Source organism: Luteimonas granuli (genome assembly GCF_007795095.1).
In the GTDB taxonomy this organism is placed as follows: domain Bacteria; phylum Pseudomonadota; class Gammaproteobacteria; order Xanthomonadales; family Xanthomonadaceae; genus Luteimonas; species Luteimonas granuli.
This window is the reverse complement of the sequence record NZ_CP042218.1, coordinates 2452050-2462006: the sequence shown is the minus strand read 5'-3', so window position 1 is coordinate 2462006 and position 9957 is coordinate 2452050. Positions and strand designations below refer to the sequence as shown.

Genomic DNA, 9957 nt, shown 5'->3' with positions numbered 1-9957 from the left:
CGGGTTCACACGGATAGAGCGAATGGGGAGGGAAAGCACAGCCCGGATTGCCGCGGCCCACCCTGCTCCTGCCATATCCGTGCGGATCCGCGTTCATTCGCGTTCATCCGTGGCCAGAATCAGCTGTTCCATTCCGCCAGGGCCGCGTCGAAATCGGCGGTGGCGCCGAGGGCGCGGGCGTCGAGGGACCTGTCGATGCGCTTCGCCAGGCCGGTCAGGACCTTGCCGGGGCCGCATTCGCCGATCCGGGTGATGCCGCGCGCGGCGAGGGCCTGCACACAGCCGGTCCACTGCACCGGCAGATAGAGCTGGCGCACGAGCGCATCACGGATGGCGTGCACGCCGTCGTGCACCTCGGCATCGACGTTCTGCACCACCGGCAGCGAAGGCTCGCTCCAGGCCAGGTCCGACATCGCTGCGGACAGGCGGTTGGCGGCCTCGCGCATCAGCGGCGTATGCGAGGGCACGCTGACCGCGAGCTTCACCACCTTGCGCACGCCTTTCGCGGCGAGCAGCTCGAGCGCGCGGTCGACCGCGGCGGCATGGCCGCCGATCACGACCTGGCCGGGCGAGTTGAAGTTGGCGGGGACCACCACGTCGTCGCCCGAGGCTTCATCGCAGGTCTCGCGCACCAGCGCGTCCTCGGCGCCGATCACGGCGGCCATGGCGCCGGTGCCGGCAGGCGCGGCGTCCTGCATCAGCTGGCCGCGCAGACGCACCAGCCGCGCCGCGTCCGCCAGCGGCAGCGCGCCGGCCGCGACCAGCGCGGAGTATTCGCCGAGGCTGTGGCCGGCAAGCACCGAGGGCGCGGGACCGCCGGCCGTCCGCCAGGCGCGCCATACCGCGACCCCGGCCGCCAGCAGCGCGGGCTGTGTGAACTCGGTGCGGTCGAGCCGCGCATCGCCCGCATCCTGCGACAGCGCCCAGAGGTCGATGCCGGCGCCGTCCGATGCTTCGGCGAACGCCGCACGGACGCATGCCTCGCGCGCGGCGAGGTCGGCGAGCATGCCCGGCGACTGGGAACCCTGTCCGGGGAACACGAAGGCGAGCTGGGAAGCGGTCAAGCGGGAATCCGATCGAAAAAAGCCGGGGGATGATAAGCGTGAACCCCCTGCTCCGTCTGTACCCGCCCGTATTGAGCAGGCTGTCGCAGCGGCTCAGTAGCGCAGAAGCGCCGAACCCCAGGTGAAGCCGCCACCGAACGCTTCCAGCAGCAGCAGCTGGCCGCGCTCGACCTTGCCGGAGCGCACCGCCTCGTCCAGTGCCAGCGGCACCGAACCCGAGGACGTGTTGCCGTGCCGGTCGACGGTGACGATGACGCGCTCCATCGGCATGTCCAGGCGCTTGGCCGTGGCCTCGATGATGCGCAGGTTGGCCTGGTGCGGAATCAGCCAGTCGATCTCGTGGCGATCGATGCCGTTGGCCTCGAGCGTCTCCTCGACGATGCCGTCCAGCGCCTTCACCGCGTACTTGAAGACGTCGCTGCCGGCCATGTTGATGCGCACGCCGGCGTTCTTCTCGTTCTCCTTGAAGCCGACCGAGACGCCGACGGGGTTCCACAGCAGCTCCTTCTTCGCGCCGTCGGCGTGCAGATGGGTGCTGAGGATGCCGGTCTCCGTGTCGGCCTTCAGCACCACCGCGCCGGCGCCATCGCCGAACAGCACGCAGGTGGTGCGCTCGCTCCAGTCGACCATGCGCGTGAGCGTTTCCGAACCGATCACCAGCGCCGTCTTCACCGAGCCCGAAGCGATGAACTTCTCCGCCACGCTGAGCGCGAAGATGAAGCCCGAGCAGGCGGCATTGACATCGAACGCGGGACATCCGGCCACGCCCAGGCGCGCCTGCACCAGGCAGGCGGTGGACGGGAACACGAGGTCCGGCGTGGTGGTGCCGACCACGATCAGGTCGATCTCGGAAGCGTCGGTGCCCGCGGCTTCGAGCGCCCGTACCGCCGCATGGAACGCGAGGTCGCCGGTGGTCTCGCCCTCGGCGGCCACGTGGCGCTGACGGATGCCGGTGCGCGCCGCGATCCATTCGTCGGAGGTGTCGACGATCTTGGCCAGATCGTCGTTGGTCAGGACCTTGGACGGCAGGTAGCTGCCGGTCCCTGCGATGCGCGCGTAGACGCGCGGTGCTGCGGGCTCACTCATCTCGGCGACGGACCTCGCGGGGTGCTGGGCGCCGTGGACGGCGCCAACGGACGCGTGGCGCACGGGGGCGCCACGGCCTGGGCATCGCCCGCCCGAAAGGCGGACGCGTGGAGGATCAGTCTTCCTCGACCACGCGGGTCTTGGGCACGATCACCTGGCGGCCGCGGTAGAAGCCGTCGGCGGTCATGTGGTGGCGGATGTGGGTCTCGCCCGAGGTCGGGTCGGTCGACAGCTGCTTGGCGCTCAGCGCGTCGTGGGCGCGGCGCATGCCGCGGCGGGAGGGGGAGACTCGGGACTTCTGTACAGCCATGGGATTGCTCCAGCAACGGAATGGGTTGATCGGATCCGCGATCGATCACGTGTTCTTCTTCAGCGCCGCCAACGCCGCGAACGGGTTCGACTTCGCCTCCTCGTCGGCGGCGACCGGCCAGTCGCGTTCGACGCTTTCCGACCCCGGCGCCATCGGTACCACCGGCACCGCCAGGATCAGCTCGTCCTCCACCAGGTCCGCGGGGCGGATGGCACCGTCGTCCGCCACCACCAGGGCTTCGTAGCCTGGCGGCAGCGCGGCCTCGGCAGCCTCGCCCTCGTCGTCCCCGGCCCGCAGCAGCCCCAGGCGCTGCACCAGCGACACCGGGTACTCGAAGCGCCGCAGCGTGCGCTGGCACTCCAGCGGCAGCCGCGCCTCGATCCCCAGCTCGACGTAGGGCACCTGCAGCGCATCGCGGTCGAAAGACAGCGTGTACGCCACTTCACCCTCCGCGTCGACCAGCGTGTCGCGAAGGCGTGGCAGCGCCGAGAGCGGCAGGCGCCCGGCGAACTCCCGCCGGGCCGCGACCATGCGCCAAGCGTCCAGTACCTCGGGCACGTCTGCGGACATAAGCCGCGGAATATTAGGCGTCGAAGCGACCACTGTCAAACCGCGCCGCCGAAGCAAACCCTTGTCCTCGCGGGACAATTTGCCACTTCCGGCGGTTTCCCCCAGACTGCGGGGCCCGCAAGCGAGGCCCCGCCCTTGGCGCCCACCCTGCTGTCCATCGCGCTGTTGGTTCTGGCGGGCTGGCTCTGGCTCCGGGGCTGGCGCGCCGCTCGCGGCCGCCATCAGCGGGCGATGGCGGGCGTCCTCGACGCCGCGGACGCCCTGGAGGCCCGGCTGCGCACCGCGCGCAGCGAGATCGAGTCGGTCGCGGGCGACGGCAGGGACGACCCGGTGCGCAAGGCCCTGCAGGAGATGCTGCGCCAGCGGCTGTGGCTGCAGCAGCACGGCCCGGCCGCCTCGACATCCCAGCTCGACGCGGTGCGGGAATCGATCGACGCCGCGCGCGCGCGCATCGAGCAGCAGCTGCGCCGCATCGAGCGCGCAAGGGCGCCGCTGCCGTGAGCGCTCCCGCGCGGCTCGTGCTGGCCTCGACCTCCCCCTACCGGCGCGAGCTGCTCGCACGGCTGGGAGTGCGGTTCGAGACCGCCCGCCCCGAGGTGGACGAAACGCCGCGAGAAGGCGAGGCGCCGGACGCCCTCGCCCTCCGCCTGGCCGCGGCCAAGGCGCTGGCCGTGGCCGCGCTGCGCCCCGGCGCGTGCGTGATCGGCTCCGACCAGGTCGCCGATTTCGATGGCGCCCCGCTGGGCAAACCGGGGGACCGCGCCACGGCGATCGCCCAGCTCGAGGCCATGTCCGACCGCGCGGTGGCCTTCCGCACGGCGGTTGCGGTGGCCGCGGACGGCGCCGTGGCGACGGCGCTGGACACCACGCTGGTGCGGTTCCGCCGTCTGGATCGCGACGTGATCGAGCGCTATCTCGACGCCGAGCGGCCCTTCGACTGCGCCGGCAGCTTCAAGTCCGAGGGCCTGGGCATCGCCCTGTTCGATGCCGTCGAAAGCCGCGACCCGACCGCCCTCGTCGGCCTGCCGCTGATCGCCACGGCCAGGCTGCTCCGCGAGGCCGGCCTCGCCGTGCCCTGACCTAGGGGGACGTGCTCCCGCCTCCGGAAGCCGCGTCCGGGCGCGCCGGACCGACCCGCACGGGCCGCTCCGCCCAGCGCTCCACCGAACCGTCGCGCCCGGTGATCTCCAGGCCCAGCCAGTGGCGTCCGGGCGACAGCCCGGTGGCGTCGACGGTCGCCGTGAACGCCACGTCCGGATGCGACGGATCCCGCGACCCGCCCTGCAGGAACTCGCCCACCCAGGCGTTGGCGAGGCCGTAGCGCGCGCGAGCCACCGGCCTGCCGTCCAGGGTGACGACCACCGATTCGATGCCGGCGACGTCCTTGACCGCCCAGCCGACCACCTCGAAGCGCCCCGCCACCTCCGCGTCCGGGGCCGGTGCGTCGATGTGCGCGAGCGTGGGCGTGACGCAGCCCCCGGATGCCGGCGCCGCCGCAGGAATCCGCGCAAGCACGAAGCGCTGCGCGCCGCGATCGGCGTTGACCACGCGGCTGGCCGGCAGGCTGCCCATGCGCTCGCAGACCCACTGGTAACGCCCGAGCAGGGCCCTGAACTTGACGTCGGTGGCGCCGACGACCAGCAGCGCGGGCCTGCCCGCGAGCTCCGCCCGGCCGTCGAGCTGCAGGCCCCAGAGCTGCAGCTGTGGCGCCCGGCCGTGGTTGCGGTTGAGCGGATGGTCGAGGACGGGGATCCGCGGGTCGTCGAGCGCGAAGCCGAGTTCGGCGCCGATCTTGAAGTTGTCCGCCACGAGGACGGTGTCGGCGGGCATCGCCGCCAGTTCCTCGCGCACGGCATCGGCGAGCACGTCCCAGCCCGCGAAGTTCGACGGATACCACTTGAGTGCCGCGGTGCGCGCGCGCAGCTCCGGCATCGAGACCAGGGCGTAGTAGCCGAGCACCGCGGCCAGGCCGATGGCCGCACCCGCCCAGGTGAACGCGCGCAGCCAGCGCGGCCATCGCCGCAGCGCCGCCGGCAGCAGAGGCAGCAGCGCGATCAGCCCCGGCAACGGCCAATGGAAGCTCACGCGCTCGGTGTCGGCGAAAAAGCCGAGCAGGAAAAAGCCGAGCACCACCAGGCCACCGGACAGCGCGATGAAACGCAGCGGCGCGCGAGGGTCGCGCATTCCGCGCCAGCCCGCCCACAGCAGCGCCGCGAACAGCAGCGGCGTGGCCAGCAGCGCCTGGATCGCGATGAACCAGGCGCCGTCCGGATGCCAGGCCCAGGGATGTCGATCGACCAGCTGGAAGCGCAGGCCGGCCTCGGCGTTTTCGAAGTTCCAGGCCAGCAGCGGCGTCCAGGCCGCGGCGCCGAACGCGATCGCGATCCACAGCCGGGGATCGCGAAGCGCCTGGCGACCCTGCGGCAGGACCAGCAGCGCCACCACGCCCACCGCGATCACCGCGGCGAAGCGGTAGTGGCTGAGCGCACCGATGGCCAGGCCGGCGGCCAGCTGCAGCGCCACACCGTAGTCCACCCCGCGCAGCAGCCGGGTGCCCGCATCCAGGCACATCAGCGCGGCCAGCACCATGGCCGTGTCCGGAAGCGCCATCAGGCCGAGCGTGCCCGACAGCGGCAGCAGCAGCGCCGCGATGCCGGCGACCCATCCCTCGCGCTCGCCGACCTCGCGCGCGGTGATCCGCACCACCAGCCAAGGCACCAGCGAGGCCAGCAGCAGGAAGGGCATGCGCAGCGCCAGCGTGCCTTCGCCGAAGGCCCAGGTCCCGATACGGATCAGCCATGCGGTCAGACCGGGCAGGTCGGAATAGGCCCAGGCCAAGTGCCGGCTTTCCTGCCAGTAGAACGCCTCGTCGACGAACAGCGGCAAGCGCACGGCGACCGCGGCCTTGAGCAGCAGCAGCGCGCACCAGAGCGCGACGAAGATCGCACGCGCATCGAACTTGTCCCGCATCCGGCAACGACCTCGCTACACTTCGATGGACCCCTACGGAGCACGGCATGAGCGCCCAGTCCGCGAACCCGGACATGCTACCCGACGTCCTGCGCAGCGCCCTGCATGGCGCCGAGGCGCAGGTGAACTCGCTGGTGCTGGGCAAGGCACGGGAGGTGCGCCTCGCCTTCACCGCCCTGCTTTCCGATGGCCACCTGCTGATCGAGGACCTGCCCGGCCTCGGCAAGACCACGCTGGCGCACGCGCTGGCGGCCACCCTCGGGCTCGGCTTCCAGCGCGTTCAGTTCACCTCGGACCTGCTGCCCTCGGACATCGTCGGCGTTTCGGTGTACGACGCGCAGTCGGGGAGCTTCGGCTTCCATCCGGGGCCGGTGTTCGCGCACGTGCTGCTGGCCGACGAGATCAACCGCGCCCCGCCGCGCACCCAGAGTGCGCTGCTGGAGGCCATGGCCGAGCACCAGGTGACGGTGGACGGCATCACGCATGCGCTGCCGCGGCCGTTCTTCGTGATCGCCACCCAGAACCCGGTCGACCTGGCCGGCACCTATCCGCTGCCCGATTCGCAGCTCGACCGCTTCCTGCTGCGCCTGCACCTGGGCTATCCCGACGCCGAGGCCGAACGTGCCCTGCTCGCGGGTGCCGACCGCCGCGACCTGATCGCGCGCGTGCCGCCGGTGCTGGGCGCGGACGAGGTGCTGCGCCTGCGCGAATCGGTGCTGTCGGTACACGCCAGCGATGCCCTGGTGCGCTACGTGCAGGCGCTGCTGGAGCACAGCCGGCACCATGCGGGGGTCCGGGTCGGGCTGTCGCCGCGCGCCGGCATCGCGCTGCTGCGCGCGGCGCGTGCGCACGCGCTGCTGCTGGGCCGCGGCCACGTGCTGCCTGACGACATCCAGGCCCTGTTCGGTGCGGTCGCCGCGCACCGTCTGGTGGTCGATGCCGACGCCGGCGACGGCGCGACGCGGGCGGGGGCGATCCTGCACGCCGTCGCGGTCGACTGAGCATGGCGCGCGGGCGGCTGTCCGGCCTGCGCTCGCGCCTGGATGCGTTGGCGCGTCCGAGGGGTCCGGAGCCGCTTCCGGTCGTGTTCGACCGTCGCCGCATCTACATCCTGCCGACCGCCTTCGGGATCTTCTTCCTCGCGCTGCTGACGGTGATGCTGGTCGGCGCGCTGAACTACAACAACAACCCGGCACTGCTGCTGGGGCTGCTGCTGGCGGGCGCGGGCAATGCCAGCCTGTTCGCCGCGCATCTGCAGCTTTCCGGCCTGCGCGTGGTCGCGATCGACGCCGAGCCGGTGCCCGCCGGTGCTCCGATAGAGATACGCGTGCACCTGCGGACCGATCCAGGCCGTCCGCGACGCGGCCTGCGACTGGCGCTGGACGAGGCGGCGACCACGGTTCCGCTGCTCGACGGTGCCGGGGATGCGCGCCTGGTCCTGCCCACCCATCGCCGCGGCTGGCTTCAGCCCGGCCGGATCACGCTGTCCACCATCCGCCCGCTGGGCATCGCACGCGCCTGGGCCTACGCCTGGCCGGCGGACCCGCTGCTGGTCTATCCGCACCCGGAGGCCGGGGGGCCGCCGCTGCCGCAGGGCGCCGGCGATGCGCCGCAGGCGCGGCTGCATCCCGCCGGCGACGACGTGCACCACCTGCGCGCCTGGCGTCGCGGCGATTCGCGGCGGATGATCGCCTGGAAACCGTCGGCGCGGCGCGGTGCCCTCCTCGTCCGCGAATACGAGCAGCCGCAGGGCGGGGACGTGGTGCTGGACTGGTCGGCGCTCGCGCTCGGCCACGAGCACCGCATCCGCAGGCTCGCACGCTGGGTCGACGAGGCCGAGCGCGAGGGCCGTCGCTACCGGCTCCGCCTGCCGCAGCAGGACGTCGGCCCCGGCCGCGGAGCGGCGCATCGCCACGCCTGCCTGCGTGCGCTGGCCTTGCTGCCCGCGGCCCCGGCCGTGGACGCGGGGACCGGCGATGGTTGACGCGCGTCGGCGCAGTCCCGCGTTGGATCCGCAGGCGCGCGCCGGGACCCTGGTGGCGGCGGCCGCTTGCTTGCTGCCACTGCTGCTGCAGCTGCCCGGCCCGCTGGCCGTCGGACTGGCCGCGGTGGCGGCCGTGGTCAGCGCGCTGTCCTGGCGACGCAGGCTGCCCTCGGTGCTGCGGCTGCTGCTGGTGCTTGTGCTCGTTGGACTGGTGCTGACCGGCGCGCGCGGTGGCTTCGGGCGCGACACCGCCTGTGCGCTGCTCGCCGCCATGCTCGCGGCCAAGCCGGTGGAACTGGTGACGCTGCGCGACGCGCGCAGCCTGCTCGGCTTCGCCCTGTTCGCGCCGTTCGCAACCTTCCTGCTCGACCAGGGTCCGCTGAGCCTGCTGCTGGGCCTGGCGGCCGCGCTGTTGGCGCTGGCGGCGATGTCGCGCCTGGCCGAGCTGGAGGACGGCTCGAACGACGGCCTGCGCCCGGCGGAGCGGCTGCGCCGCGTCGGGACGATGGTGGCCATCGGCCTGCCGCTGGCCCTGGCCGCGTTCTGGCTGTTCCCGCGCATGACCACGCCGCTGTGGGGCGTGCCGGAGAACGCCGTCGCCCGCACCGGCCTGTCCGACAGCATGGCGCCTGGCGAATGGGTCGACATGCTGGTCGACGACAGACCGGCGCTGCGCGTCACCTTCGACGGCGCAGCGCCGCCGACCTCGGAGATGTACTGGCGCGGCCCCGTGTTGTGGAACTACGACGGGCGCGAGTGGACCGCGTCGCGCTGGCACGCCGCGCTCCCCGCCGCCGCGGTCGAACACGGCGCCACGCACTATGCCTATGAGCTCGTGGTCGAACCCACCGAGCGCAGGATGCTCGTCGCGCTGGAGCTGCCGGTGACCGTGCCCGAAGGCGCGCACCGTGCGTACGAGCACACGCTGGGCACGCGACGGCCGCTGTCCTGGATCACCCGCTGGCGGATCACTTCCGCCGCGCCGGTGTCGTTCGAACCCGAGCTGCGCCCGCTCCTGCGCGAGGCCGCACTGCGCCTGCCCGAAGGCTTCAATCCACGCACTCTGGCCCTCGCGGACCAATGGCGGGCCGCGGCCGGCGAAGGCGCGGCCGCCGATGCCGCCATCGTCGAGCGCGCCCTCTCCTGGATCCGCACCGAGTTCGGCTACACCCTGGCCACGCCGCTGCCCGGCCGCCACGCGGTGGACGAGTTCCTGTTCGACCGGAAGCAGGGCTTCTGCGAACACTTCAGCTCCGCGTTCGTCGTACTGATGCGCGCCTCGGGCATCCCTGCGCGCGTGGTCACCGGCTACGTGGGCGGCTATCGCAACCCCGTGGGCGACTACTGGATCGTGCGCAATTCCGACGCCCATGCCTGGGCGGAGGTCTGGCTCCCGGCGCGCGGCTGGGTGCGCGTGGACCCGACCGCGGCGGTGGCTCCCGAGCGCATCTACGACACCATCGAGGACCGCGCCGGCCGGGGACTTGGCGGCCTGCAGGCGCTCGCGCCGGTGCTGGATCTCGGGGACTGGATGCGGCGCGGCTGGAACGACCTGGTGCTGGGCTTCGATGCCGGCCGGCAGGCGCGCCTGCTGCACGCCTTCGGCGGAAGCGACCCGGGCGGCGGCCAGTTGGCGCTGCTCTTCGCGCTGGTGGCCGGCCTGGCCCTGGCCGCGATGCTCTGGCTGGTGGCGCGGGGCGAGCGCGAACATGACCCGATGCTGCGCGCCTGGCACCGCCTGGGCGCACGCTATGCCCGCTTGGGCCTGGCCCGTCACCGGCACGAGACCGCGGGCGCCTGGGCGGCCCGGGTGGCGGCGCTGCGCCCACGGTCGGCGGGACTGGTCGCCCTCAGCGCACGTTTCAGCGATTGGCGCTACGCTCCGGGGAGCGACGACCGGGCCCGCGGGCTGCTGCGGGACCTGCGCGCGCACCGCCCCTGAGCACGGCCCCGGCCGGGGCCCCGGAGACCCG

General features: G+C 72.8%; 10 protein-coding genes. 5 read left to right on the top strand and 5 right to left on the bottom strand.

Annotated features, from left to right (window positions below; all coding sequences use genetic code 11):
• Nucleotides 1–119: 119 nt before the first annotated feature.
• The 4 genes from fabD to FPZ22_RS11445 all read right to left on the bottom strand — a co-directional run bounded on the left by fabD (nt 120) and on the right by FPZ22_RS11445 (nt 3030).
• Nucleotides 120–1064: an ACP S-malonyltransferase gene (fabD, locus tag FPZ22_RS11460; RefSeq protein WP_144893091.1), complete on the bottom strand. Its 945-nt coding sequence runs from the start codon at nt 1062–1064 to the stop codon at nt 120–122.
• Between the two features lie 93 nt (nt 1065–1157).
• Nucleotides 1158–2150: a beta-ketoacyl-ACP synthase III gene (locus FPZ22_RS11455; protein WP_144893089.1), complete on the bottom strand. Its 993-nt coding sequence runs from the start codon at nt 2148–2150 to the stop codon at nt 1158–1160.
• 115 nt (nt 2151–2265) lie between these two features.
• On the bottom strand, nt 2266–2460 hold the full coding sequence (gene rpmF / locus FPZ22_RS11450) for a 50S ribosomal protein L32 (RefSeq protein WP_144893087.1): 195 nt from the start codon (nt 2458–2460) through the stop codon (nt 2266–2268).
• 45 nt (nt 2461–2505) lie between these two features.
• On the bottom strand, nt 2506–3030 hold the full coding sequence (locus FPZ22_RS11445) for a YceD family protein (RefSeq protein WP_144893085.1): 525 nt from the start codon (nt 3028–3030) through the stop codon (nt 2506–2508).
• Nucleotides 3031–3165: 135 nt separating this feature from the next.
• On the opposite strand from FPZ22_RS11445, the gene FPZ22_RS11440 reads away from it, so the two are divergent.
• Nucleotides 3166–3531, top strand: coding sequence for a hypothetical protein (locus tag FPZ22_RS11440; protein WP_144893083.1), 366 nt, complete (start codon nt 3166–3168; stop codon nt 3529–3531).
• Nucleotides 3528–4109, top strand: a complete 582-nt coding sequence (locus FPZ22_RS11435; RefSeq protein ID WP_144893081.1) for a Maf family protein — start codon at nt 3528–3530, stop codon at nt 4107–4109. The genes FPZ22_RS11440 and FPZ22_RS11435 overlap by 4 nt, the downstream gene beginning before the upstream one ends.
• Nucleotide 4110: 1 nt before the next feature.
• On the opposite strand, the gene FPZ22_RS11430 is transcribed toward FPZ22_RS11435, so the two are convergent.
• Nucleotides 4111–6000 (bottom strand): ArnT family glycosyltransferase, encoded by a 1890-nt coding sequence (locus FPZ22_RS11430; protein WP_144893079.1) that lies wholly within the window; start codon nt 5998–6000, stop codon nt 4111–4113.
• 47 nt (nt 6001–6047) lie between these two features.
• On the opposite strand from FPZ22_RS11430, the gene FPZ22_RS11425 reads away from it, so the two are divergent.
• The 3 genes from FPZ22_RS11425 to FPZ22_RS11415 are packed head-to-tail and all read left to right on the top strand — an operon-like array spanning nt 6048 to nt 9926.
• Nucleotides 6048–7001: an AAA family ATPase gene (locus tag FPZ22_RS11425; protein WP_144893077.1), complete on the top strand. Its 954-nt coding sequence runs from the start codon at nt 6048–6050 to the stop codon at nt 6999–7001.
• A gap of 2 nt (nt 7002–7003) precedes the next feature.
• Entirely contained in the window at nt 7004–7984 is a 981-nt protein-coding gene (locus FPZ22_RS11420; RefSeq protein WP_144893075.1) for a DUF58 domain-containing protein, read from the top strand.
• On the top strand, nt 7977–9926 hold the full coding sequence (locus tag FPZ22_RS11415) for a transglutaminase TgpA family protein (RefSeq protein ID WP_144893073.1): 1950 nt from the start codon (nt 7977–7979) through the stop codon (nt 9924–9926). Before FPZ22_RS11420 ends, FPZ22_RS11415 begins: the two co-directional genes overlap by 8 nt.
• Nucleotides 9927–9957: the final 31 nt, after the last annotated feature.

Excerpts from the sequence above, each read along its gene's own strand:
- FPZ22_RS11445 (WP_144893085.1), bottom strand. The coding sequence starts at position 3,030 with ATGTCCGCAGACGTGCCCGAGGTACTGGACGCTTGGCGCATGGTCGCG.
- FPZ22_RS11415 (WP_144893073.1), top strand. The coding sequence starts at position 7,977 with ATGGTTGACGCGCGTCGGCGCAGTCCCGCGTTGGATCCGCAGGCGCGC.
- FPZ22_RS11425 (WP_144893077.1), top strand. The coding sequence starts at position 6,048 with ATGAGCGCCCAGTCCGCGAACCCGGACATGCTACCCGACGTCCTGCGC.
- rpmF (WP_144893087.1), bottom strand. The coding sequence starts at position 2,460 with ATGGCTGTACAGAAGTCCCGAGTCTCCCCCTCCCGCCGCGGCATGCGC.
- FPZ22_RS11420 (WP_144893075.1), top strand. The coding sequence starts at position 7,004 with ATGGCGCGCGGGCGGCTGTCCGGCCTGCGCTCGCGCCTGGATGCGTTG.
- FPZ22_RS11430 (WP_144893079.1), bottom strand. The coding sequence starts at position 6,000 with ATGCGGGACAAGTTCGATGCGCGTGCGATCTTCGTCGCGCTCTGGTGC.
- FPZ22_RS11455 (WP_144893089.1), bottom strand. The coding sequence starts at position 2,150 with ATGAGTGAGCCCGCAGCACCGCGCGTCTACGCGCGCATCGCAGGGACC.